The organism is Rathayibacter sp. AY1B5 (genome assembly GCF_002932795.1).
Taxonomy (GTDB): Bacteria; Actinomycetota; Actinomycetes; order Actinomycetales; family Microbacteriaceae; genus Rathayibacter.
In genome coordinates this window covers 1-22,508 of sequence record NZ_PSWM01000014.1, presented here as the reverse complement: position 1 = coordinate 22,508, position 22,508 = coordinate 1, and the positions used below count along the sequence as shown (strand labels likewise).

The following is a 22,508-nucleotide window of genomic DNA, read 5'->3' as shown; positions in this document are numbered from 1 at the left end:
CGGCCCGGGAGCCGCGCCGCTCAGGCGCGGTCGTGCAGGGTGACGTGGTACCCGTCCGGGTCGGCGAAGGTGAAGGTGCGGCCGAACGGGCCGTCGATCGGAGCCGCGACGACGGGGTGCCCGTCGGCGACGAGCGCGTCGTGGATCTCCTGCACGCCGGTCGCGTGCAGCCAGATCGCGGCGCCCACCCCGGGGCGGGAGGCGGAGTCGAGGTCGGTCCCCGGCGCGAGGTCGCGCAGGGCGAAGGCGATCGGAGTCGTCGTGAAGACGACGGCGTGCGGCGGGCCGGCGGGCGAGCGGACCAGGCCGAGGTACTGCTCGTAGAACGCCTGGGACGCCGCGAGGTCGCGGACCTGGAGCGAGACGAAGTCGGGGCCGGTGACGGGCATGGGGTTCCTCCTCGGTTGTGTCAGCTTTCTGACACACCGCAGCGTATGTCAGAATACTGACATGAGTCAAGACGGCATCGACCTCGAGACCTCGCTCGGCTACCTCCTCAAGGAGGCGTCGAGCGCCCTGCGCGCGGCGATGGAGGCGGTGCTGCGCCCGCTCGGGATGACGGTCACCCACTACTCCTGCCTCGAGCTCCTCGCCCAGAAGCCGGGCCTCTCCAACTCGGAGCTCGCGCGGGGCGCCTTCGTCACCCGGCAGTCGATGAACGTCCTGCTGCAGACCCTGGAGCGCGACGGCGTCGTCAGCCGCCCCGACGCGGCTCCGGTCGGCAAGGCGCTCCCCGCCCGGCTCACCGAGCGCGGGCGCCGCAGCCTCGCCGAGGCCTCCGCCGCCGTCCGCAGGGTGGAGCTGCGGATGCTGGAGGGGCTCGCGGAGGAGGAGCGGCAGGCGGCGGCCCGCCTGCTCCGCGGGATGATCCGGTCGCTGCGGGCGGACGACCGCGCCTGAGGGGCTGTTCCCCCGTCTGTAGGAACGAGCGCCGCCCACTCGCCGGTACGGTCGCGCACATGACAGCAGGAGGACCGGTGCGCCCGCTCGACATCGGGATCGTCGGCGGCTCGATCGGCGGGCTGTTCGCCGCGGCCCTGCTCGTCCGCGACGGTGCATCTCGAGGCGCGTCGGGCTGAAGGTGACGGATCGAGTGTCCCGCCCCCGCTGCCCGCCCGCCCGACCCGCCTGCGGTGGAGGACTGGCCCGTGCACGCCAGAAGCCGCCGTGCACGCCGGATCCGAGGGTCGAGCGTGCACGGCGGCTTCCGGCGTAGGGCGTGCCGTGAGGCGCTCGGCACGATCTCCTCGCTCGACGCGGAGGTCGGCGCGACGGGCATCGAACCCGGAGTCGCGCTCGACGAGCCGCGCGTCCCTTGCTCCTCGACCCCGGAGACGGCACCCTCGGGTGACGGCCCACGGCGAAGGAGACGCATGGACGACGACGGACTCCTGGCCGCGCTGCTGCGGGGACGGCCGGCGACTCTGGCCGACGCGGCGGAGCTGACCCACATCGACGAGGGCGAGGTCGCCGCGGCGATCGAGCGGCTCCGCGGTCGGGGGCTCATGGGAGGCGAGGGCGAGCAGCTCGACTTCCCGGCGCCGATGGAGTGGGCGGCCGCCGCCATCGCTCGGCACACCGAGTCGGCGCGGCGGGCGGGCAGGGAGTCGCTGGACGGGATCGAGCGCGTCGTCGCCGGCCTGCCGATGCTGCTCGGCGCCTGGCGGGTCGGCGAGGACACGACGGATCCCGTGCCGACCCTCCTCCGCCACGGTCCGCACGCGTCCGAGGACCTCTGGTTCGACCTCGTCCGGCGCGACTCCGGCTCGCTCGTGGCGGTGCTCCCGAATGTGGAGCGGTTCCTCGACCCGCCGACGGAGCGGGCGATCCGCTTCGGGCACGCGCTCGCGGCGAAGGACCGGGTGCGCGTGATCATGCCGGCCGCCGGCGCGCGCGACCCGCGCGTGCTCGCCCGGGTAGAGGCGTACCAGGCGGCGGGCGTCGAGTACCGGCTCCTCGAGAGCCCGCCGAGCTGGTTCTGGGTCGACGGCGACCACCTCGCCGTCCCGTTCGAGCGGGGCGAGACGAAGCCGACCAGCGTGCTCGGCGTGCGCCACGCGGCGTTGGCGGGGCTGGTCGAGTCGTACTTCGAGGTGCTGTGGCGGCAGGCCGCGCCGATCGGAGCCGTCGACCAGAGCTGGCTGCCGCTGCTCCGGCTGATGCGCCAGGGCGTCACGCTCGAGACCGCGTCGCACCGGCTCGGCATGAATCCGCGGACCGGCCGCCGCCGCGTGGCCGCCGCGATGGAGCACTACGGCGTCGCGACGCTCTTCGCGCTCGGGACAGCATGGGCGGCGGACTCGCACAACCGCGACGGCGACGCCGGTGCCGGAGAGCCGGTGCTCGATGATCCGGAGGCGCTCGAACCGGGAGCGCTGGACGACGGCGAGATCGACCTCGCCGAGACGGTGCCGCGCGATTGAGCTCCCGCGGGACCGAGCCGTGCGGCCGACCCCTCGACGCCTTCGGGTGGCCCTGAGGAGTCGGCCGATGCGCCCGCCCGGGCACCTCTCCAGTGTCCGGACGTGACCGCCGCAGGGACAAGAGCCTGTAGCGGACACGTCCGGAAGAGGACACCGCCTCCGGGAGCGGATCGCCGTCGCTCCCGCTCGGAGGCGGGCGCGTGCCAGGCTTGCCGCATGGATCTCGAGGTGCGGCCCGGGCTGGTCGTCCCCGCGTCGGAGCTGCAGTGGCGGTTCTCGCGCTCCTCCGGGCCCGGCGGGCAGCATGTGAACACCTCCGACAGCCGCGTGCAGCTCACCTGGAACGTCGAGGAGTCGACGGCCCTCTCGGACGAGCAGCGCTCCCGCCTGCTCGAGCGCCTCGGGCGGCGGCTCGTCTCCGGAGCGGTCACCGTCACGGTGGCGCAGGAGCGCTCGCAGCTGCGCAACCGGGAGACGGCCCTCGAGCTGCTCCGCGGGATCATCACCGCGGCCCTCGCGCCCCCCTCCGCCCCGCGGCGGCCGACCCGGCCCACGCGCGGCTCCACTCGCCGCCGTCTCGCGGCGAAACAGCAGCGCTCCGAGACGAAGCAGCAGCGCCGGCGGCCGCCCGGCGACTGAGACGTGCACGAATCGAGGCTGAGAGCGGCCGACGGTCCGCCTGGAGCAGGATCCGGTCTCTCAGCCTCGCTTGCGCCCGTCCGGTCTCCCCGCCCCGCGGGTGCAGGTCCGGCCTCTCCGTCCGCCGTGCGCAGGTCCGGCCTAGGGAGTGAAGAACGCCTCGATCGCCGCGGTCAGGGCGACCAGATCGTCCACGTGGGCGAGCTCGCGCGCCGAGTGCATCGAGAGCAGCGGGACTCCCACGTCGACCGTGGAGATGCCGAGCCGGGTCGCGGTCAGCGGGCCGATCGTGGATCCGCACGGCACCGAGTTGTTCGAGACGAACTCCTGGTACCCGACGCCGGCGCGCTCGCAGACGCCCGCCCACAGCCCCGCGCCGCGCGCATCCGTCGCGTAGCGCTGGGTCGCGTTGATCTTGAGCAGCGGCCCCTTCCCGGCGACCGGCTGGTTCGCGGGGTCGTGCTTCTCGGAGTAGTTGGGGTGCACGGAGTGGCCCGCGTCGGCCGAGAGGCACCAGGAGGCGGCGATCGCCCGGGCGCGCTCGTCGATGCCGGCGCCGAGGGCCGTGCCGATGCGCGAGAGGACGTCCTCGAGGAACGGCCCGCTCGCTCCGGACCGGCTCGCCGATCCGAGCTCCTCGTGGTCGAACGCGGCGAGCACGCTGATGTGGGCGGGCGGCGCCGCGGGATCGGCGCTCGCCGCGAGGAGCGCGACGAGGCCGGCGTGGACGGAGCTGAGGTCGTCCATCCGCCCGGCGGCGAGGAGCATCTCGTCGAGGCCGAAGCGGCGGGGCGCCTGCGTGTCGGCGGTGAGCAGGTCGTAGCCGGCGATGTCGGAGGCGTCGTCGAGTCCGGCGTGCGCGGCGAGCCGCTGGAGCAGGTCGACCTCGGAGGCGTCTCCGATGCCGAACACGGGGACGGTGTGCTTCTGGCGGTCGAGGGTGAGGCCCTCGTTCGCCGTGCGGTCGAGGTGGATCGCGAGCTGCGGGATGCGCAGCAGCGGGCCGGTCCGGAGCAGGCGCGTCGAGCCGTCGCGGGTGACCACGCGCCCGGCCAGCTCGAGCTCGCGGTCGAGCCAGGAGTTGAGCAGCGGGCCGCCGTAGATCTCGACGCCGGCCTGCAGCCAGCCCTTCGAGCCGATCGTCGGCCGGGGCTTGAGCATGAAGCCGGGGGAGTCGGTGTGGGCGCCCAGGATGCGGAAGGGCGTGGTCGCCCCGGAGCCCTCGGGCAGGTGCCAGGCGATGATCGCGCCGTCGCGGACGACGTAGTACCGGCCGGGCCCCGCGGGCCACGCCTGCGTCTCGTCCAGCCCCGTGAATCCGGCTCCCTCGAGGCGCCGTGCCGCCTCGGCGGCCGCGTGGTACGAGGAGGGGGAGGCGGTCAGGAACTCGGCGAAGTCGGCGATGTGGTCGTCACGCGTGGTCATCCCTCCAGTGAAGCACGCGGCGCGCGGAGCCCCGCCCGCCGCCGCCGAGCTGCCGCGCTGTGCGGCGAGACGCCGCTGAGGGAGGGATGTGTCGGTGGGAGGGCGGTGTCTCGACTCCGTGTGCCGAGGGGGGTGTCTCGGCGGGACCGCGGCGGCTCGGCCGGGCGCGCCCCCCGCAACGACGGGAGCCCGCCGCACCGGTGAGGTGCGACGGGCTCCCGGGGAGTGCCGTGCGTCAGCCGCAGCTGCGCGCGCTGTACGGCGCGGTGGCCGTGGCCGTGACGGTCGTGCCGCCGACCGTGGCCGTGCCGGTGACCGTCGCCTCGCCCGCGGCGAGCTGCGTCGAGCGCACCGTGAACGCGGCGGAGCCGGAGGCGCCCGGCTTCACGCCGGCGATCGTCTTCACGCCCTCCGGGGTGCTGATCGAGACGTCCATCGGCACCGTGTCGCCGTTCCTGCCGACGACCGTCAGCACGACCTTGCCGGCGACGCAGCGCGACGCGGCAGTCGCGCTCACCTTCAGCGAGGACTGCACGGTGACCGTGACCTGCACCGGCATGCGCGACGCGTCCTGCGCGACGCCCGAGACCGTGAAGGTCCCGGCCGTGGCGTAGGCGGCGGGCGCGACGGCGTCCCAGGCCACGTCGACCGTGCTGGTGGTGCCGGCGGCGGTCGTGATCGTGGCGCGGGGCAGGACCGGCGCGGTGCCGGCCGTGGTCGTCGCGGTCAGCGGGGCGACCGAGGCGACGGCCAGACCGGGGGCGTAGCCCTCGAGCACCTTCTGGTACTCGGAGCGCGTCACCGGGATGACCGTGCCGTGGCGCGGCTTGCCGCCGTCGGCGTTCTGCGGCAGGCCCGTGCGGAGCTTCGCTCCGAGCGGCTGCCAGGAGTCGCCGTTCGCGAGGTCGTCGGTGCCGAACGGGATGTAGTGGTTCGGCCCGTCGTGGTAGTTCGGCTGGTCGATGAAGAGGAACCAGTCGAGGCCGTTCACGTCGCCCTCGTTGGCGGGGAAGACGTTGGGGCCCTCACCGCTGGTGAAGGTCTTGCCGGGCTCGCCGTTGGGCAGGCCCGAGGCGACCTTCTCCTTGACCAGCGACCACTCGTCCGCCGGTCCGCCGGTGCCGGGCAGCGAGCCCGAGACGGTGGCCAGCAGGTCGGTGCTCTTCTCCTCGCGGAGGGTCATCGACGCCTCGTCCTTGGTGAAGCGGTAGTAGGTGTCGCCGTCCTTCGCGACCGTCGAGTCGATGGTGCCCTTGCCGGCGCCGCGCTTGACGTCGATCCACGGCTTCGCCTCCGAGAAGGAGGTGAAGTCCTCGGTCGTCGCGTACATCATCTGGTTGTAGGTGACGGAGGTGCGGTCGGCCGTGTTCGTGGTCGGGTACATGTTCGAGGCCCAGAACACGACGTACGTCTGGAGCTCGTCGTCCCAGTACGCCTCGGGCGCCCAGGTGTTGCCGGCGAAGTCGGTGGAGACCTTGACGTGGCGCTGGGCGGACCAGTTCACCAGGTCGGTCGACTCCCAGACCTCGATGTACGTCGAGCCCGACTTCTGCGCGGTGTCGAAGCCGCCGGGGAGCCCGTCGATCTTCAGGTCGGTCGCGAGCATGAAGAACTTGTCGCCCTCGTGCGAGCGGATGATGAACGGGTCGCGCAGGCCCATCGTCCCCAGATTCGAGGTGAAGACGGGCTTGCCGCCGTTGAGCGTGTTCCAGCTCAGCGCGTCGTCGCCCTTCGAGGCGGCGAGGCTGATGCGCTCGGCGCCGTCGCCCTCTCCGGTGAAGAACGCCCAGACGTACGCCTCGGTGTCGTCGGTGCCGGCGGGGAGCGGCTGCACCCGGAGTGTGAAGTCGCGCGTCCGGGTGGTGGATCCGCTGGTCGCGGTCGCGCGGACGACCACGTCGATCGCGGGGCTCCCGGTGGCGGGGCGGTCGACGTCGATGGTGCGGGTGCCGGCAGCGCTGCCGTCGCGGACGGTCGCTCCGCTCGGGCTGACGACGCTCCAGGCGATGCTCGAGCCGAGCGTGCCGGTGGAGGGCACCGAGACGTTCGTGCGGATGTCGCCGACGTTCGGGATCGCGATCGCGGCGAGGTCGCGCTGGACCTTCGTCGCGTCGTCCAGCTGCGCGGCGACGCGCACCGGGTAGTCGACCGAGCGGGTCTCGGTGCCGACCGTGAAGGTGGCGGTGAGGGTGGCGGTGGCGTCCGGCTGTCCCGCGGCGGGGCGCGTGACGGTCGCGGTGCCGCCGGTGATCGCGACGGCCGCGCTGTTCGACGTCCAGGTGATGCCGACACCGCTGGCGGTGGTGGGCACCGTGAAGCCGGCGGTCGCCTCCGTGGGCACCGTGACCGACGCGACGGCGCGGTCGAGGGCCTGCGAGGAGTAGAGCGCCTGCACGGAGCTGCTGCTGAGGGCGCTGTCGTAGACGGCGAAGTCGTCCATCTCGCCGTTCCAGCCCGGGTCGTTGTAGGTCGAGCGCGCGATGTACGCGACGAGCGACGGGCCGAACGAGGAGACGTCGCGGGCGATCGTGCTCTGCGAGATCTGCGCACCGTTGACGTACACGGTGAGCTTGCCGGTCGAGCCGTCGATGACGGTCGTGTAGAGCGAGAGGCCCGCGGGGGTGCGCGCGCCGACGGTCGGGGCGCCCGTCGCTCCGGCGCCGATCTCGGTGTTGTAGGGAGCGCCGGCGTTGACCGAATTCGTGACGACCGACTTGGTGTAGCCGGAGAGGTTGCTCGGGTTGAGCAGCCAGTAGCCGGAGGAGAACGAGGCGCCGGAGGCGACGGGCGCTCCGACGAACGCGGCGGCGACGTTGCCGGTGCCGCCCTCGTGGGCGAGCCAGGTCGAGAAGGTCAGGTCCTTCTTGCCGACGAGGCCGGCGGTGGGGATCTCGAGGTAGGGGGCGGCCGCGGCGGATCCGCCGGGGAGGCTGATGAGCCCGTTGCGGAACTGGGCTCCGGAGCCGCGCAGCGTCGCGCTGTAGCCGTTGCCGCTGGTGTCGGCGACCGTGGTGCCGGTGGGGGCGGTGTCGAACGTGTAGTGGAGGAGCGGGGTCTCGGTGGCTCCGAAGGCGGAGCTGGGGACCGTGGCGCCGAGCAGCGCCGTGGCGGCGACGGTCGCGACCGCCAGAGCGGTCCTCACCGCCGATCGTGATCGTCTCATGCAGATGGCCCTCGTGATCGTGTGCGGCGTCGAGGCACGATCCGCAGGGCCGCGGAGGTGTGCGTCTTCGCACGGGGTGTGAACGTGAACATCCTAGATCGCGGGGCCGGATCCTGACCAGACCCCGGGAGAGGTCTGCGGGCTCGTGCAGAACGCGCGCCGAGAGCGCGGTCCCTCGCCCGCCGACGCAGAGGCCCTCCTCTCCGCCGGCGTTCTGCCGGAGCCGGCCGGGTGGCACGATGTCCGCATGGCCTCCGACCGCCCCGTCCTGCTCGTCGTCGACGTCGCCGACGGCGGCCGCGAGGATCCCGAGTTCGAGATCGAGCTGCAGCTGCTGACCGCGAGCGTCGTCTCGGCCGCCACCGCAGCGGGCTTCGTGGTCGACCGCGTCCCGGCCGAGCAGGCCGGCGCCGCCGAGCTCGAGCGCCGGCTCGCCGCCGCCGACGCCGTCGTGGTCACCGGAGGGGAGGACGTCGACCCGTCCCTCTACGGCGGCCGGCCCGACGACCCGCACCGCGGCCAGTCCTTCCCCGCGGCCGACCGCGCTCAGATCGCGCTGGTCCGCCGGGCCGTCGAGACGCGGACCCCGCTGGTCGGGATCTGCCGCGGGATGCAGCTGGTCAACGTCGCCCTCGGCGGCGACCTCGTGCAGCACCTGCCCGGCGCGGGTCACGTCGGCCGGTCGGTCCCCGGCGAGCACCTGTCCGGGATGGTCGACCACCGCGTGACCCTCGAGCCGGGCAGCGCCCTCGCCGGCATCCTCGGCGCCGCCGAGCTCGACGTCCGCAGCTCCCACCACCAGGCCGTCGACCGCCCGGGCGAGGGCCTCGTCGTGGTCGGCCGCGCCGACGACGGCACCGTCGAGGCCCTCGAGCACGAGTCCGCGCCGCTCTGGTGCGTGCAGTGGCACCCGGAGGACGCGGGCTCGCACGGCACCGTGCTCACCGACCTGCTCGAGGCGGCGCTCGCCGCGACCGCTACTTGATCGACCCGCGCATCACTCCGCTGACCACCCAGCGCTGCGCGAAGAGGTACACGATCAGCAGCGGCGCCATCGCCATGAGGTAGGACGCGAAGGCGACGGTGTAGTTCGTGTTGAACTGCCCCTGGAAGACGTACTCGGCCAGCGGCAGGGTGCGGGCGGACGGGTCCGAGAGCACCACGAGCGGCAGGATGAAGTCGTTCCACGCCCACACGCAGGTCAGGATCCCGACGGTCGCGTTCATCGGGCCGAGCAGCGGGAAGATCACCTGCCAGTAGGTCCGCCAGGTCGAGGCGCCGTCGGTGCGCGCCGCCTCCTCGAGCTCGATGGGGATCGAGCGGATGAAGGCCGTGTAGATGAACGTGTTGATCGAGAGGCCGAACACGGCGTAGAGCAGGATCAGCCCGGCCTGGTTGTCCAGGCCCAGCAGGGCCGTCTCCTTCACGACCGGCAGCATGATGATCGGGAACGGCACGAAGACCGCGGCGAGCAGGTAGAAGTAGACGCCCTTGAAGAACGGCCTGTGCATGTTCCGGGCGACCGCGTAGGAGACCATCGAGTTCGAGAACAGCGTGAGCACGACGGCTCCGACGGTGATCAGCGCGGTGTTCACGAAGGCCTGCGGGAAGCGGGTCGCCGTCCACGCCTCGGCGAAGTTGCCCCACGAGATCGAGGTCGGCAGCTCGAACCCGGTGCCGCCGAGCTGATCGGGCGTCTTCAGGGCGGTCACGACGGCGAAGTAGAGCGGCAGGAGGATCGTCAGGGAGCACACCGCGATGAGCGCGGTCGCCCACCAGTTGATCCGGTACGTGTCGCGGGAGGGCCGGCGCCGCCCCTCGGGCTCGCCGAGGGCGATCGCGGTCGTGGGAGTGATGGTCGATGTCATCAGAACGACGCCTCTCTGCGGCTGAGGACTCGGAACTGGATCAGCGAGACCACGATGATGATGAGGAAGTAGAGGACGGCGTTGGCCGTCTGGTAGGCGTACTCGCCGCCCTGGAAGCCGCCGCGGTAGATCAGCAGCGTGATCGACTCCGTCGAGGTGCCGGGGCCGCCGTTGGTGAGGGCGATGATGTGGTCGAACACCTGGAGGAAGTTCTTCATCGAGATCACCATGTTGATCGTGAAGAAGGAGGCGATCAGCGGGAACGTGATCGAGGTGAACTGCCGCCACCTCCCCGCGCCGTCGAGCGAGGTCGCCTCGTAGAGCTCGCCCGGGATGGTCTGGAGTCCGGCGAGGTAGATGATGATCGAGAAGGCCGAGGCCTGCCAGACCGCCAGCACCACGATCGCCACCCACGCCCAGTCGGCGTTCGCGAGGATGTTCTCGCCGATCACCGGGATAGCGCCGAGGATCTGCGGCAGCGAGTTCGCGAACAGGTACTGGAACACGTAGCCGATGACCAGGGTCGAGAGCACGTACGGGATGAAGTAGATCCCGCGGAACGCCGTCTGGAACCTGATCCGCGCGTTGAGCGCGACGGCGATGGCGAGCGAGATCACGTTCACCAGCACGGTCGCCACGATCGCGAAGCCGAAGGTGAACCCGTAGGCCTTCCAGACGCGGTCGTCCTGGAGGAGCGCCAGGTAGTTCGAGGCGCCGATCAGGTCCCACGAGCCGTAGCCCGCGTAGTCGGTGAAGCTGAAGAAGACTCCGGTGAGGACCGGAACCGTGTGCAGCACGAAGAAGAGCAGGACGGCGGGGACCGTCATCCAGTAGAAGGTCTTCGAGGTGCGCCCGATGGTGCGCTTGCGGCGCGCGGGCGGCGGAGGAGTGGTCGCCACCGCCTGCGCGGCGGCCGTCGTGGTCGTGGTCATGGGGTCACTTCCTGGTCGTGCGTGCCGCGACTTTGCGCCACTCACTGTCGAGGGTCCGGAGCGCCGCGTCGGCGTCCCCGCTGGCGAGGAACGCCTGGAGCGTGGGGTTGAGCGGGATGCTCGCGGGGATCTGGTGGTCGACGAAGCCGATCAGCCGTCCCTGCTCGAAGTAGGGCTGCAGCTCGGCCAGCGTGGGGTCCGAGTTGGGTGCGGCGCCGACCAGCGGCGAGAAGGCGGCCTGGCTCGCGACGTACGGCTCGACGACTCCGGGGGTCAGCAGGAAGTCGACGAAGCGGCGGGCCGCGTCGAGCTTCGGAGTGCCGCGGCCGATGGCGACGGCCACGTCGACGCCCGAGGTGACCCGCGTGTCCGCCGGGTCGTCGAGCACCGGGTAGGGGAAGACGCCGAGGTCGATGTCCGGGTTGTTCGTGCGCACCGGGTTGATCGCCCAGATGCCCTGGGGGTACATGGCCGCCTCGCCCGCGGCGAAGGCCTGGTTGCCGTCGTCGTAGCCGCGGCCGAACGAGCCCTCCTGCGTGTACGAGAAGAGCTGCCCGAGCCGCTCCATCGTCGTGGCGTAGTCCTTCGTGAACGAGACGGGGGAGTCGGGGCCGAGTGCCGCTCCCTCCTCGCGCATCGCGTCGAAGAAGCCGTCCGGCTGCAGCTGCCCGCCGAGCGCGTTGAAGGCGGGGGCGCCGGTCCAGTTGTCGAGCAGGGCTCCGTAGAAGGGAGTGATCCCGGCGGCCGTGAGCGTCTCGCAGACGGCGATCAGCTCGTCCCAGGTGGTCGGCACCTCGATCCCGTTCTCGGCGAAGATCGTGCGGTTGTAGAGGATCCCGTCCGCGTTGTTCGCGAAGGCGAGGGCGTTCACCTCCTTCCCCTCGAAGCTGCCGAGGGCGGCGAGGATGTCGAGCGCCGCCGGGTTCACCCGCTCGACGAGCTCGTCGCCGGTGAAGTCGTGGAACACCCCGGCCTTCGCGAGGTCGGCGTAGTAGCCGCTGCCGTTCAGGGTCAGCACGTCCGGCACCTTGTCCTTGACGAGCAGGGTGCGGATGGCCGTGTCGGGGTCGGGCACGTTGTTGGCGATGACCCGGATGTCCGGATTGGCCGCCTCGAACTCGCGGATGATCCGCGCGAAGTCCTCCACCGCCTCCGCCTTGAACTGGAAGAAGTCGAGCGTGGTCACTCCGGCGCCGGCGCCGGGGGAGGCGCAGGAGGCGAGGGCGGCGGCGGACGCCGCGGCGAGCGGCACCGAGAGGAACAGCCGCCGGGAGAACCCGGGGGGATGCGGATGAGCGGACATGCGGCGCCTCCTTGCGCGTGGGGACAGGTCTCAGGGCGCGCTCGACCGCGGAGGGCGGTGCGAGAGCAGGTGCGGCGGCCGGGGAGCGGGGAGGGCTCCCGAGCCGGGCGGACGGGTCAGAGGGCGGTGAGCACGAGCACGACGAGCTGCTCCGGATCGAGGACGGGGGCCTGCAGCCCGACGGTGCCCAGCACGCGGCCGCGCAGCGCGGTCCCGTGCTCGGCCCAGCCGAGCGGCGACTGCCCGGGGCCGCCGAGCGGCGAGGTGACCGGGGCGAGCGTCACGGAGTAGGTGCGCTCCGGGTCCAGGCCCGGGAGCGTGATCCGGCCGGGCGGGTAGGTCTCGCCGGTGCGCAGCTGGGCGAAGGTGAAGAGAGCGGCGGAGCGGTCGGCGGCGACGACTCCGGAGAGGGAGGCGGCGTCGTCGGCGAGGTCGGCGCGTACGACCGTCCCGGTGTGCAGCAGTGCCCGGTGCTCGCGGTGGAAGGCGACCCAGGCGGTCAGCTCCTCCTCGACGGCGGGGGCGAGATCCGAGACGTCCCACTCGATGCCGAGGTGGCCGGGCAGCGCGGTGCCGGCGCGGAAGGCGAGCGAGTGGGTGCGCTGCGTCGAGTGCGACCGCGCCCCTCCGATGTGCTGCCCCATCAGCTCGGGCGGCACCACCAGCTGGGTGAAGGGCTGGATGGTCTGCCGCTCGAGCGGGTCGATGCAGTCGCTCGTCCAGATGCGGTCGGTGCGGGCGAGGATGCCGAGGTCGACGCGGGCGCCCCCGGAGGCGCACGACTCGATCTCGACGCCGGGGTGCCGGGAGCGCAGCTCGTCGAGCAGGCGGTAGAGCGCGAGCACGTTCTCGTGGACGGCGGAGCGGCCGGTCGCGGGCGAGACCGCCTCGATCACGTCGCGGTTGTGGTCCCACTTGAGGTACGCGATCGGGTACTCGGTCAGCAGCGCGTCGAGGGCGCCGAGCACGTGCTCGAACGCACCGCGCTGCGAGAGGTCGAGCACCTGCTGCTGCCGCCCCGAGGCCGGGAGGTGGCCGGCCGGGCCGAGGATCCACTCCGGGTGCGCGCGGGCCAGGTCGGAGTCGGGGCTGATCATCTCGGGCTCGACCCAGAGGCCGAACTGCATGCCCAGGCCGGTGACGACGTCCGTCAGCGGAGTGAGGCCCTCCGGCCAGACGGCGGGGTCGACCGTCCAGTCGCCGAGCGCGGTGGTGTCGTCGCGGCGGCCGAGGAACCAGCCGTCGTCGAGCACGAAGCGCTCGACCCCGATCCGGGCGGCCCGCGCGGCGAGGGCGGTGAGGCGCGCGAGGTCGTGGTCGAAGTAGACGGCCTCCCAGGTGTTGAGGGTGACGGGCCGCGGAGCGACGGGGTGCTGCGGGCGGGCGCGGAGCGACGCGTGGAACCGGGCCTGCAGAGCGCTGAGCCCGTCACCCCACGAGCCGTACGCGACCGGGGTCTCGTAGCTCTCGCCCTGCGCGAGTTCGATCTCGGCGGGCCGCAGCAGCTCGCCGGCCGCGAGGAGCGAGACGCCCTCGACGGTGCGCTCGGCACGGAGCGAGGTGTCGCCGCTCCAGCCCAGGTGGACGCCGTGCACGAGCCCGCGCTCCCAGCCGAAGCCGGGCGTGCCCGCGGCGAGGAGGAGGGTCGCGTCGGCGCCGGGGCGGCCGCGGCGGGTGCGGCGGGTGTGCTCGCCGATGGTCAGCGGGCGGCGCTGGGGGTGGCGCTCACGGAGGTGGTGGCCGGTGGTGTCGAGGATCTCGCGCGCGGTCGCGGGGAGGGGGAAGCCGAGCTCGAAGCGCTCGAGGCGGAAGGGGCGGGCGTCGAGGTTCTCGACCCGGGCGCGCTGGGTGAGCAGGCCGGCCGCGTCGACCTCGAGGTCCACGGTCAGGCGCACGCCCGCACCGGAGGCGACGGTCCGGAGGGCGGAGCCGAGCGCCTCGATGCTCTCGACCTCGAACCGCTCCGACGCGGCCGCGCGCTCGTGGGTGCCCTCGAAGGTGGGGGCGTGCTGCCAGCCGTCGGCCTCGACGGCGACGAGCCCGAACGGCGCGAAGGCGTCGAGCCCGCCCGAGACGCGCTGGGGGAGGGCGGAGTCGGCGAGAGCGGATAGTTCGGCGGCGGAAAGATCTCCGAGCGCGGCGCCCCAGTGCACGATCGTGGGGAAGGTGACGAGGCGGGCGTCGACGATGACGCTGGTGCCCCCGTCCTGCAGGTGGAAGAGGCGCGATTCCCGGCCGGAGAGGGTCGCGGAGTCGTTCGTGGGGGCGATGCTGCGGTGCATGGCTTATTTCTAGAGCAGAAGTAATAGGGGTGTCAAGAGCGACGCAGGTGGCCGGATCCGTTCCTAGAGCGGCGCGGTGCCGGTAGCTTTCTACCAGGCCGGAAAGAAGGAGCCCCCGTGACCGACACCATCGTCGCTGAGGACGCCTCCGGGAGCTCGTCGGAGCTCCTGGCGCGCGAGGTCCTGATCCACGGTCCCGTCTCGCGGGCCGAGCTCGGCCGCCGCCTCGGCCTCTCGCCCGCCAGCCTGACCCGGCTCGCGCGCCCGTTCCTCGACGGCGGCCTGGTCGTCGAGGGCCCCGAGCAGAGCACCGGAGTCGGCCGCCCCGCCCGCCCGCTCGACATCCGCGCCGACGCGCTGAGCTTCGCGGGCGTGAAGATCACCGGCACCGAGGTCCTCGCCGTCCGCACCGACCTGCGCGCGCGGACCGAGCGGGAGCTGGTCCGCCCGCTGCCGAGCACGGAGCCCGCCGACGTGATCGCCGCGATCGTCTCGGTCGTCGACGAGCTCGGTGGCCCCTCCGCCTTCGCCGGCCTGGGCGTGACGCTCGGCGGGAGCATCGCCGCCGACGGCCGGGTGAGCCGCGCGCCGTTCCTCGGCTGGCGCGACGTCGACCTCGCCGCTCCGCTCTCGGCCGCCCTCGGGCTGCCGGTCGCCCTCGAGAACGATGTGGTCGCGCTCACGGGAGCCGAGCACTGGTTCGGGCGGGGCCGCGGCGTCCCGCACTTCGCGGTGCTCACGGTCGGCGCGGGCGTGGGCTACGGACTGGTGGTGCACGACCGGGTGGTCGCGCCCCCGGAGGCGGGGCTCGGCCTGGGCGGCCACTACCCGTTGGACCCCGCCGGGCCCGTCTGCGAGGCCGGCCACCGCGGCTGCTCGACCGCGATGCTCAGCCTGCCCTCGCTCCTCCGCCAGCTCTTCGTCGCGACCGGCCGCGAGCTGACTCTGGCCGAGGGCTTCGCCGCCGCCCGCGCGGGCGACCCCGGTGCCGAGCGCGTCCTCGCCGACTCCGCCCGCGCGCTCGGGACGATGATCGCCGCGATCGGCAACCTCTCGATGTCCGGCACGGTGATCCTGGCGGGGGAGGGCGTCGCCCTCTACACGGAGCAGGCCGCGGTGGTCGACGCGGCGATCGCGGCCACGCGCGATCCGGACGCGCCGCCCCTGGCGCTGCTCGTCGACGACGGCGGGCTCGTGGAGTGGGCGCGCGGCGCCGCGGCCGTCGCGATCCAGCGGCTGCTGCCGCGGATCGCGCTCGGGACGCTGGGGTAGCGGGGCTCCGCGGCGCGCGGGTGCTCGGGGTGCCGGGTCTCCGCGCCCAGTGGGCCGTCGGCACGCTCGCCCGGCGGATCTCAGCGCCGCGCGGAGGCTCGGGATGTCGGCCCGGCGGGTGTCCGCTCCGGGCGGGTGCCGGGACGCCGGCCTCGCGGGCTAGGCGCCGAGCGCCGAGCCGGGCAGGTCGCGCTGCAGGCCGTCGACGATCCGGCCGAACGCCGCGATCGCCTGGTCGTCGCCGAGACGGCCGGAGTCGACTCCTCCGGCGATGCGCAGGACCTCTGCCCGGCGCTCCGCCCGCTCCACCGCGTCGAGCCCGGAGGCCCCGATCGCTGCGGATGCGCGCACTCGCGCGACGATCGTGCCGACGTGCCATCTGCCGCGTGCATCTGTCTCCTCCTGAAGTCCCCGCCCTTCTTCGGAGCGGACGCACACCCGAATGGGTGCGCGTCCCCCGTCCTCACCCCCGTCGCTCCGGCGATGCGTCACGAACGGTCGTCATCCGGCCGCCGTGGCGACCGTTCGTGACGCATCGACCGAGCTGAGGGGGCGGAGCGCCCGCTCGCGGAGAGGGGGCCGGGGCGCCAGACTGACGGCGAGCGGAGGGAGGCACGATGCGACGCCTCCGCGCCCTCGCCGCCGCGCTGCTCCTCCTGCCCGCCCTCGCGGCCTGCGCGCCGGCAGGCGCGACAGGCGCCCCGAGCGGCACCGCGGCGGCCACCGCGGCTGCGGCCACCGCGGCTGCGACCACCGCGGCTGCGACCACCGCCACCCCGGCTCAGGCCGCCCCCGACCCGGCCCGCTCCTCCGCCCCGTCCGCCCCGGCCCCCGGGGTCACCGTCTCCGTCCAGCAGAACCGCTCCGACATCGCCGGCGGCACCATGGCCTTCGAGGTGCACAACGGGAGCGGCTCCCCGATCGAGGTCACCGCGGCCCGCCTCGCCGACCCGCGCCTCGCCGCCCCGCTCACGTGGACCGGCGGCACGGGCGTCCCCGACGGGACCTCGCGTGACCTCCGCGTCGACGTGCCCGAGCCCGCCTGCCCGGCCGCGGAGCCGCCCGCCGCGCTCGAGGTCGTCCTCGCGATCGACGGCCACGGCGAGCACGCGTACCCCGCCGACGACCCGTTCTCGTTCGTCGACGCGCTCGCCCGGTCCGGCTGCTTCGCCCGCACCGTCGACGCCGACCTCGCCCTGCGGATCGACACGTCCGGAGGCGCCGCGCACGAGCCGGCGCGCCTCACCATCACCGCTGACGTCCGGGGCACCCCCCTCGTGCTCCGCAGCGCCGACGCCACGATCCTGCTGCAGCCGCCCGACGCCGCCGACGCCTGGACCCTCGACCGCTCCGTGCCCGCCGGGACCCTCGACTCCGTGGTCCTGGACGCCGTCCCCACCCGCTGCGACACCCACGCGCTCGCCGAGGACAAGGTCGGCACGCGCCTGCCGGTCACCGTCGAGACCGCGGGCCGGCAGGGCACCGTCGTCGTCGCCGCGACCCCCGAGCAGAAGGGCGAGCTCTCCGCGTTCATCACCGCGTACTGCTCGTCCTGAGCAGGGGTGGCGGGCGGTCCGGGGACGCGGACGTCGGCGCCGGGGACGCGTCTCGCCGTCCACCTCGGCCGTCACTCGCCGCCGCTCGCCCGCATCGGCAGGTTGCGCCGTCGGCCGCGCCGAGCCGGTCCCGCCCACCGTGGGACGAGCCCGGCCTGCCCCGCCCGGCTCGGCTCGGCTCAGCCCGCTCGACTCAGCTCAGCCCGGTTCAGCGCCCCGCTCCGCTGTGCGCGCCCCAGCCGCGCCCGTCCCCCTTCACGCCGGCGCCGTGCTCAGCGCCTGCAGCCCCGTCACCCGCAGCAGGTCGAGCCGAGCCTCGTCCTCGCTGCCGGGCGCCACCGTGTAGACGACGATCCGCAGGTCGGTGCCCGGAGCCGTGAGCACGTCGCAGTCGACCGTGATCGGTCCGACCGGCGTCCGCGTCACCGTCTTCCGGCTCGCGCGGTGCTCGGCGATGCGCACCTCCGCCCAGCGCCGCTCGAACTCGGGCGACTCCTCGCGCAGCCGGGCGACGAGGGAGGCGAGCACCGGATCGCGCGGGTAGCGCCCGGTCGCCGCGCGCAGGTCGGCCGCGAGGTCGCTCGCGAAGTCCTCCTCGTGCTGCGCGTCGAACTCGGTGCCCGCGTGGCCGGAGGTGAAGTGCCGCCAGACGAGGTTCCGCTCCAGCCCGGTGAACACCGAGGGGTCGCCGTTGAGGGCGGCCCAGAGCGGGTTCCACAGCAGGATGTCGTGGGCCGCCGTGAACACCGCGAGCGGCACGTCGCCCAGGCGGTCGACGATCCGCTGCACGCCCGGGCTCACGTGCTGCGGCACGACTCCCGGCGAGGGGACGGCGGCACCGGCGACCCGGTAGAGGTGGTCGCGCTCGCTGTCCGTGAGCCGGAGCGCCACGGCGAGCGAGCGGAGCATCGACGGCGACGGGTTCCGCGCGCGTCCCTGCTCGAGCCGCACCAGGTAGTCGACGCTCACGCCCGAGAGCGCCGCCAGCTCCTCGCGGCGCAGGCCCGTAGCGCGGCGGCCCGACCCCGCGGGCAGGCCGACGTCTGCGGGACGGATGCGGTCGCGCCACGAGCGCAGCACCGTCGCGAACTCCTCCATGCCGCCCATCCTCCTCCGCCCTCCGTCGCCGAGCCAGGTACTGCCGGTCCCCCCGTCGAGCGCGGCCTGGTCGAGGCTCGACGACCCGCGCAGGATGGGCGCATGACCACGACACTCATCACTGGAGCGAACCGCTCCCTCGGCCTCGAGACCGCCCGCCGACTCCTCGAGGCGGGCCACACCGTCTACGCCGGCATGCGGGACACCGCCGACGGCGACGCCGCCCGCGCGCTCGGCGCCCACCCCGTCCGCCTCGACGTCACCGATCAGGCGAGCGTCGACTCCGCGATCGCCTCCCTGCCCGGACTCGACGTGCTCGTCAACAACGCCGGCGTGCTCGGCACCTCGTTCGGGGTCGACGACCTCACCCCGGAGGCGATGGCGGGCGTCCTCGAGACGAACGTCGTCGGCATCGTCCGCGTCACGCAGGCCGCGGTTCCGCTGCTGCGGGCCTCCGCGGCCCCGGTCGTCGTGAACGTGGCGTCCGGAGTCGGCTGGCCGCGCTGGCTGAGCACCGAGGGCCACGACGAGTTCCCCGTCACCGCGATCCCGTACGCGGCGTCGAAGGCGGCGGTCGTCGCGCTCACCGTGCAGTACGCGAAGAACCTGCCGGCGATGCGGATCAACGCGAGCGACCCCGGCTACACCGCGACCGACTTCAACGGCCACGGCGGGCACCAGACCGTCACCGAGGGGACGGACGCGACCGTCGCGCTCGCCCTGCTCGGCTCCGACGGCCCGTCGGGGGAGTTCCACGACCGGCGCGGGCGCATCGAGTACTGACATCCGAGACGCGGTGAGGTCCCCGAACCCGCCCTCGGCGCACCGGCCAGCACATGGTGATGAGGTGTCCTGTCTGCGCGGTCACCGGTCCTCGGTGCTGGGCTGTGAGTGACGGCCGGAGCCGGGACGCTGCCCACCGCGTGACAGAGGGCCGGATGAACCGCCGGCCCGACGGTGCGTGCTCGCTCCGGTGCGCCTACCGACTCACCGCGTCTCCTGTCAGCTCTGCAGCTCGACCCCCCAGTTCGTCCTCTGGACGTCGGCGTCGAGCCCGCGCAGCTCGCGTGCCACGGCGTCCGCCTGCTCGCGCAGCTCCCGCACCGGCAGCGCGGGCAGGCGGCGCAGCTCGCTGCGGAGTTGGCGGTAGCCGCGCTCGCCGGCGGCCGCGTCGGCTGCGCGGGTCAGGAGGCTGTGCCGCGCGCGCAGGGCCTCGCGGCGGGCGAGCGCCGCGGTCAGCACCTCTCCCGTGGGAGTGGTCGCCGTCGCGTTGGTGAGGTTGATCGCCGTGACCAGCCGCTCGAGCTCGCCCAGTGCGCGCGTGCAGTCGGCGAGCAGCTCGGCCGGGTCCTCTGTCGGCTCCTCTCCCTCCTGGTAGGAGGCGTTCGCGACGATCCGCGACTGGAGGGCCTCGATCCGCTTCTGCAGGTCGGCCCGCTCGAGGAGTGCTTCGGCGAGAGTCATGCGACCAGGCAAGCACACATCCGCGCGACCCGCGCCCCTAGGCTGCGACCGTGCCGCTGCAGAACCATCCCGGAGACGTCGAGTTCCCCGTCCGCCCCCGGCTGCGCTACGCGCGGGCGGCCGACGCGCACCGGCGCGGGCAGGGCGCCGGACGCCGAGCCCTCCTGGTGACCGCCTTCGCCGCTCCCGTGGGCCTGGTCGGCTTCGCGTGGGGGCTCGCGCTCGGCGGCGGAGAGAGCGTCGTCGCGTTCACGGCGTTCGCCTTCGCTCTGGCCTTCGGGCTGCTCGCCGCCACGGTGGGCTTCCAGCAGTGGGATGCGCGCGCGCCGCGTCGCGAGCAGCTCGCGTACCTCGGCGCGGCCGGCTCGCCGACCCCGTCCCTCCGCCAGCAGCAGCTGCTCGCGCTCGACGCGGTCAGCGACTTCTCGTTCGCCGGCTGGAACTCGTCGCTCGCGTTCCAGCCCTCGTGGGCGGAGCTCCCGGAGGAGCTGCGGCACCGCTACGCCGACGGAGCGAAGGGAGCGCCGTGGCAGCAGCTGCCGCTGCATCCGCTCGTCGAGCACCGGGTCGCGCTCGACCGCGACTTCCGCATCGCCTCGGCGGACGACGTCGAGCTGCTGGTCGCCGACGTGCTCACCCGCGGGCCGCTCTCGACCCGCTTCGCCGAGGTCTCGGCCTCCGCCGACGCCGAGCGGATGCGCTCCCGCGTCGCCGCGCTCACCGGCGGCAGCGAGTTCCACCTCCTCGAGCTGGCCCAGGCGGTCGACGGGCGCCCGCCGCTGCTCCTGCTCGCGGGCGACGCCGAGCGCACGATCGGCGCGATCCGCTACGCCTACGTCGCCGGCTACCTCCCCGCGGCGCGCGCCTGGGAGCTGCTGGCCGCGGTCGGCGACCGCGTCTTCGAGCGCTACTCCGGCTGGGACGCCTACTGGGCCGACGCGGCCCTCGCGATCGCCTTCCGCACGGACTCCCTCGGGGCGGTGCAGCACCACCACCGCCTGCGCGCGGAGCTGGCGGCCTCGGGCTGGCCGTCGGCGTCGGTGCCGTACCCGGGCTGAGCGCGGGACGGCTGCGGCGGGTGGAGCCTCCGAGCCGATGCGTCCGGACCGGAGGCGTACGCCCGCGCCGTGATCGCCGGCCGACGACCGGGCTCCCGAGGGCGCTGCGGCCCCCGCGTCAGCCCAGCTGCGAGGTGGGCACCGCCTCGAGGTGGAGCAGGTCGCGGCGCAGGCGCTGCGAGCGGACGTAGCTGCTCAGCACGTGCTCGGGCGAGGGCGGGGAGTCGCTCCCGCCGAGGAGGGCGCGCGCGGTCGTGAGGCGTGCGCGGCGGATCTCGTCGAACACGGTGGTGCCGTTCCGCGCGAAGGTGCGCTGCAGCGTCCGCTTCGGGACCCCGAGGCGCTCGCAGATCTCCTGCACCGAGAGGCGGGGGTCGGTGGACATCGCCGAGATCAGGGCGAGGGCGCGCGTGTAGACGTCCTCGCTGCTCTCGCGCGGCAGCGAGGTCGCCAGCACGGCGCCCGCCAGCTGCTCGACGGCCGCCCGCACCAGGGGGAAGGCGGGGGAGTCGGCGTCGAGGGTGGAGCCGAAGGTCGCGTTGACGGTCGAGAGCAGGATGCCGCGGCTGGCCGCGTCGGCCTCGGTGACGACGGCGCCGCGGTCGGCCGAGTCGACCAGTCCCAGCAGCGGGCGGTCGAGGGCGATCTCGGTGCGGGCGCTCGGGGTGTCGGTCACGATCGTGAACGGGGAGTCGCAGTGGAGGAAGGCGATGTCGCCCGGCTCGACGCGGACCTCGAGCGCCGCCGGGTCGTCCGGCTGGATCACGAGCACGCCCTCGAGCGGGATGATCAGGCGCACGCCCGGGCCGATGGCGGAGGCGCGGTGCAGGCGGGCCGGCGAGTGCCAGATCCGGAGGACCTCGACGCCGTCGCTGCAGAGGGTGTCGGCCACGATGCGGAACGCGCCGTTCGCGCGGACGTCGACACCGCTCCGCGCCAGCCACGCGGCCGCCGCGGTGTCCCGGCGGGACACCCCGCGATCGACGATCGGTCGGCTGCCTTCTGCGATTCCCCTCACGGCGGAGTCCTTTCCTCTGGCGCGTCCTCCGTGCGACGCGATCCCTCTACCCTGGCCGACCCGGGCCCTTGGTGAGAAGTCTTCATGCGATCGCATCCGTCGCTCACCTCCACCGCAAGGTGTCGGATCCCGCCATCGGGGGACGGAACCGGACCTCCGGTGTGCGCCTCGGATCGACGTGGACCTCGAGCGCGGCGACGTCGGTGAAGGGCCGGTCGTCGCTCGTGCGGCCCCGCAGCACGATGGAGTGGCGGAGCGTCCGGGGCGCCCGCAGCGGCGCGATCGTGTAGTGCGCGACGGCCACGAATCCCGCTCCCGATGCGACCCGCTCGGTCCGGCCGACGACGGTGACGGGAGCCTCGTCGTAGTCGAGCTCGACCCCCGAGCCGTCGGTGAAGGAGCCGCAGAACAGGGCGAGGTCGTGCAGGGCGTCGGTGCCGGAGTTGTGGAACTGCATCCAGAAGGTGATCACGGCCACCGAGCCGCGGGCGGGCGCGAGACGCACCGCGCTGCCGTGGAGGACGAGGTGCGGGGGCGCGTCCAGCGCGGGAGCTCCGAGCATCAGCCGCGCCGCCTGACGCCCGCCTCCGGTGCGGTCGCGGGTTCCGCTGCGCGTCCCGCCAGCTGCAGGAGGCCGCAGGCGGCGACCACTCCGACGAGGGCGGCCGCCCAGCTCAGGTCCTGCTGGTCGAACCCCCGGAGGTGCGCCGGGACGCCCGTGAATCCGAGGATCCCCTGGGCCGCGGCGACGGTGGCGAAGGCGAGCAGCGCGGCCGTGGCGGCGACCGCGGCCGGGGTGGGCGGGTCGCCCTCCGGGTCCTGGGCGAAGCGGCGGACGGCGCGCGCGAGGGCGAGTGCGCAGAGGGCCGCGGCGACGAGGGCGGCCGCCGTGTAGGCCGGGCCGGCGGCGAGCAGGGCGATCACGTGATGCTCATGCTCGGCAACCGCCTCGAGCTGTGGGAGTCGATGCTCGCGATCATGAAGCTCGGCGCGGTCATCCTCCCGAC

The 22,508-nt window shown here is 73.8% G+C and carries 21 protein-coding genes; 8 read left to right on the top strand and 13 right to left on the bottom strand.

All coding sequences use genetic code 11. From position 1 onward, the window contains the following. Positions 1-20: 20 nt before the first annotated feature. Complete coding sequence (locus C5D44_RS10160; protein ID WP_104225857.1) at positions 21-389, bottom strand: VOC family protein; 369 nt, start codon at positions 387-389, stop codon at positions 21-23. A gap of 61 nt (positions 390-450) precedes the next feature. Here C5D44_RS10160 and C5D44_RS10155 point away from each other — a divergent pair, with 61 nt between their 5' ends. From C5D44_RS10155 to arfB, 3 genes are all read left to right on the top strand, one after another. After that, positions 451-900 carry a MarR family winged helix-turn-helix transcriptional regulator gene (locus C5D44_RS10155; RefSeq protein ID WP_104281579.1) on the top strand — a complete coding sequence of 150 codons (450 nt, stop codon included), beginning with the start codon at positions 451-453 and terminating at the stop codon, positions 898-900. A gap of 473 nt (positions 901-1,373) precedes the next feature. Next, entirely contained in the window at positions 1,374-2,423 is a 1,050-nt protein-coding gene (locus C5D44_RS10150) for a hypothetical protein (RefSeq protein WP_104281578.1), read from the top strand. Positions 2,424-2,639: 216 nt separating this feature from the next. Further along, the gene (arfB, locus tag C5D44_RS10145) at positions 2,640-3,062 is read left to right on the top strand and encodes an alternative ribosome rescue aminoacyl-tRNA hydrolase ArfB (protein WP_104275733.1); all 423 of its coding nucleotides are present in this window, start codon (positions 2,640-2,642) and stop codon (positions 3,060-3,062) included. Positions 3,063-3,203: 141 nt separating this feature from the next. Here arfB and C5D44_RS10140 read toward each other — a convergent pair whose 3' ends face one another. Continuing rightward, positions 3,204-4,487, bottom strand: coding sequence for a M18 family aminopeptidase (locus C5D44_RS10140; protein WP_104281577.1), 1,284 nt, complete (start codon positions 4,485-4,487; stop codon positions 3,204-3,206). A 235-nt stretch (positions 4,488-4,722) separates the two neighbouring features. Further along, the gene (locus tag C5D44_RS10135) at positions 4,723-7,629 is read right to left on the bottom strand and encodes an immunoglobulin-like domain-containing protein (protein ID WP_181118487.1); all 2,907 of its coding nucleotides are present in this window, start codon (positions 7,627-7,629) and stop codon (positions 4,723-4,725) included. Between the two features lie 268 nt (positions 7,630-7,897). Here C5D44_RS10135 and C5D44_RS10130 point away from each other — a divergent pair, with 268 nt between their 5' ends. After that, positions 7,898-8,635, top strand: a complete 738-nt coding sequence (locus C5D44_RS10130; RefSeq protein WP_104275736.1) for a gamma-glutamyl-gamma-aminobutyrate hydrolase family protein — start codon at positions 7,898-7,900, stop codon at positions 8,633-8,635. Here the strand turns inward: C5D44_RS10130 and C5D44_RS10125 are convergent. The 4 genes from C5D44_RS10125 to C5D44_RS10110 form a co-directional block, all read right to left on the bottom strand. Next, positions 8,628-9,518: a carbohydrate ABC transporter permease gene (locus C5D44_RS10125; protein WP_374954074.1), complete on the bottom strand. Its 891-nt coding sequence runs from the start codon at positions 9,516-9,518 to the stop codon at positions 8,628-8,630. The genes C5D44_RS10130 and C5D44_RS10125 overlap by 8 nt on opposite strands. Further along, on the bottom strand, positions 9,518-10,450 hold the full coding sequence (locus tag C5D44_RS10120; protein WP_104281574.1) for a carbohydrate ABC transporter permease: 933 nt from the start codon (positions 10,448-10,450) through the stop codon (positions 9,518-9,520). The genes C5D44_RS10125 and C5D44_RS10120 overlap by 1 nt, the downstream gene beginning before the upstream one ends. A gap of 4 nt (positions 10,451-10,454) precedes the next feature. Then, positions 10,455-11,753, bottom strand: coding sequence for an ABC transporter substrate-binding protein (locus C5D44_RS10115; protein WP_104281573.1), 1,299 nt, complete (start codon positions 11,751-11,753; stop codon positions 10,455-10,457). Between the two features lie 116 nt (positions 11,754-11,869). Further along, the gene (locus tag C5D44_RS10110) at positions 11,870-14,035 is read right to left on the bottom strand and encodes an alpha-galactosidase (protein WP_104281572.1); all 2,166 of its coding nucleotides are present in this window, start codon (positions 14,033-14,035) and stop codon (positions 11,870-11,872) included. Positions 14,036-14,152: 117 nt separating this feature from the next. Here C5D44_RS10110 and C5D44_RS10105 point away from each other — a divergent pair, with 117 nt between their 5' ends. Beyond that, a complete protein-coding gene (locus C5D44_RS10105) occupies positions 14,153-15,307 on the top strand; it encodes an ROK family transcriptional regulator (protein ID WP_104281571.1) in 1,155 nt (384 codons plus the stop codon). Positions 15,308-15,466: 159 nt separating this feature from the next. Here C5D44_RS10105 and C5D44_RS10100 read toward each other — a convergent pair whose 3' ends face one another. Then, positions 15,467-15,658: a hypothetical protein gene (locus C5D44_RS10100; protein WP_104275741.1), complete on the bottom strand. Its 192-nt coding sequence runs from the start codon at positions 15,656-15,658 to the stop codon at positions 15,467-15,469. 266 nt (positions 15,659-15,924) lie between these two features. Here C5D44_RS10100 and C5D44_RS10095 point away from each other — a divergent pair, with 266 nt between their 5' ends. Next, positions 15,925-16,863, top strand: a complete 939-nt coding sequence (locus C5D44_RS10095) for a hypothetical protein (protein ID WP_104281570.1) — start codon at positions 15,925-15,927, stop codon at positions 16,861-16,863. 255 nt (positions 16,864-17,118) lie between these two features. On the opposite strand, the gene C5D44_RS10090 is transcribed toward C5D44_RS10095, so the two are convergent. After that, positions 17,119-17,961, bottom strand: a complete 843-nt coding sequence (locus tag C5D44_RS10090; protein ID WP_104275743.1) for a helix-turn-helix transcriptional regulator — start codon at positions 17,959-17,961, stop codon at positions 17,119-17,121. A gap of 102 nt (positions 17,962-18,063) precedes the next feature. On the opposite strand from C5D44_RS10090, the gene C5D44_RS10085 reads away from it, so the two are divergent. Further along, positions 18,064-18,744: an SDR family NAD(P)-dependent oxidoreductase gene (locus tag C5D44_RS10085; RefSeq protein WP_104275744.1), complete on the top strand. Its 681-nt coding sequence runs from the start codon at positions 18,064-18,066 to the stop codon at positions 18,742-18,744. A 219-nt stretch (positions 18,745-18,963) separates the two neighbouring features. On the opposite strand, the gene C5D44_RS10080 is transcribed toward C5D44_RS10085, so the two are convergent. Then, positions 18,964-19,425 carry a DIP1984 family protein gene (locus C5D44_RS10080; protein ID WP_104224023.1) on the bottom strand — a complete coding sequence of 154 codons (462 nt, stop codon included), beginning with the start codon at positions 19,423-19,425 and terminating at the stop codon, positions 18,964-18,966. A gap of 50 nt (positions 19,426-19,475) precedes the next feature. On the opposite strand from C5D44_RS10080, the gene C5D44_RS10075 reads away from it, so the two are divergent. Beyond that, positions 19,476-20,483 carry a DUF1266 domain-containing protein gene (locus C5D44_RS10075; protein ID WP_104275745.1) on the top strand — a complete coding sequence of 336 codons (1,008 nt, stop codon included), beginning with the start codon at positions 19,476-19,478 and terminating at the stop codon, positions 20,481-20,483. Positions 20,484-20,601: 118 nt separating this feature from the next. Here C5D44_RS10075 and C5D44_RS10070 read toward each other — a convergent pair whose 3' ends face one another. From C5D44_RS10070 to C5D44_RS18070, 3 genes are all read right to left on the bottom strand, one after another. Continuing rightward, complete coding sequence (locus C5D44_RS10070) at positions 20,602-21,456, bottom strand: hypothetical protein (protein ID WP_181110058.1); 855 nt, start codon at positions 21,454-21,456, stop codon at positions 20,602-20,604. A gap of 148 nt (positions 21,457-21,604) precedes the next feature. Beyond that, positions 21,605-22,063 carry a hypothetical protein gene (locus C5D44_RS10065; protein ID WP_104281569.1) on the bottom strand — a complete coding sequence of 153 codons (459 nt, stop codon included), beginning with the start codon at positions 22,061-22,063 and terminating at the stop codon, positions 21,605-21,607. Beyond that, on the bottom strand, positions 22,063-22,425 hold the full coding sequence (locus tag C5D44_RS18070) for a hypothetical protein (protein ID WP_104281568.1): 363 nt from the start codon (positions 22,423-22,425) through the stop codon (positions 22,063-22,065). The genes C5D44_RS10065 and C5D44_RS18070 overlap by 1 nt, the downstream gene beginning before the upstream one ends. Between the last annotated feature and the right edge of the window lie 83 nt (positions 22,426-22,508).